Here is a 1,334-nt window from a genome sequence, read left to right as displayed (position 1 = left end):
ACCGAGCATTTTAACAAAATCTCTAAACTGCTCCTCAGTCTTTCTTATTCTCCTTCTTCCCAAGTAGTCAAGAACATAATCTAAAAGGTAGTAGAGCATAACAGGAAGTGATAGACCAAGTAAGGTGAAACCCTTCAAGCTTAGAAATAAGGCTGACACAATAGAAAAAAGCACAAACCATAAGAATACCTCTTCTGCATCCGATTTAATACCGCTTTTTTGAAGCTTTTTGTCTAACTTTTCAATAAAGCTCCTTAAACCAAACAAACTTGTTATGCTGAGCTCATTTTTTTGAGGAACCACTAAATGCCTCTCAAGCCTTCTTTTAAGCTTAAGCCTTCTATTTTCTTTAATGCTGTATAAAAGAACTACCACCATAAAAACAGCAGCTCCAAACAGAAAAGAGACTGCCATCTTTAGTCACCTACCACATGCTTTAAAATATAGTCTCCATTTTCATCTATGCCTTCAATTTCAACCACCTCAGCAAGCTCTCTTCCTTTTAGGTTTCCTTTTTCGTCCTCAGCAAGCCTTAAAAATACAATAATATCAACAGCCCTTGAAATAAGCTTTCGTATAATTCTGTAATCTAAATTCTTAAACTCCTGTATTAACATTTCAAGCCTCAAAAGAGCATCAAGACAGGAATTTGCATGTATTGTTGTCATAGAGCCTCTATGACCGCTGTTTAAAACGTGTATGAGCTCATAGGCACTTTCAGGTGTCCTTATCTCAGTCAAAATGATTCTGTCCGGATCCGCCCTAAGGCAGTCTTTCAAGATGTCAGAGTAGGTCACATCCTTTGCCTCTGCAGTGCCTTTTCTTGTCTTGAAGTAGTAAACATATGGTATGTGAAGCTTAATCTCTCTTGTATCCTCTAAAACTGCAACAACGTGCTTTTCCTGAATTTCAAAGCCTAAAGAGTTAATAAAAGTCGTCTTTCCTGCGCCTGTTTCTCCTGCGACCATGATGTTTTTTCTCTCTTTTACCGCCTTCTTGAAGTACTCCTGCATGTCTTCTGTAAGCCCTACTGTTGTCTTCGCAAGCTCTTTCAAAGGCACATTTAACAGATTATGCTTCCTGATAATTATAACAGGCTTATCAGATTCAGGAGGTATAACTAAAAGAGCTCTGGATCCGTCATAAAGCTCCGCATCCTGTGAAGGATTGGCTATGTTGATTGATTTATTTAAAGGCGCAAGGATTCTGTCCTGTATGACCCTCACAGCCTGCTCATTGGGAAACTCTTCTTCTGCATTTATTTTTACTCCTGCTTTTTTGTACATTATCTTTGTGCCGTTCACATGTATGTCCGTAACTTCCGGGTCCTTAAG

The 1,334-nt window shown here is 38.7% G+C and carries 1 protein-coding gene and 1 pseudogene; both read right to left on the bottom strand.

What is annotated here, in order from left to right; genetic code table 11:
* A pseudogene (locus BUB32_RS12520) lies at positions 1 to 414 on the bottom strand (type II secretion system F family protein); the annotation flags it as partial.
* Positions 415 to 416: 2 nt separating this feature from the next.
* On the bottom strand, positions 417 to 1,334 hold a 918-nt coding region (locus tag BUB32_RS12515; protein ID WP_072969641.1), incomplete at its 5' end, for a TadA family conjugal transfer-associated ATPase.

The sequence above is a fragment of the Thermoanaerobacter uzonensis DSM 18761 genome, assembly GCF_900129115.1.
Classification (GTDB): domain Bacteria; phylum Bacillota; class Thermoanaerobacteria; order Thermoanaerobacterales; family Thermoanaerobacteraceae; genus Thermoanaerobacter; species Thermoanaerobacter uzonensis.
This window is presented reverse-complemented; position numbering and strand designations above follow the sequence as displayed.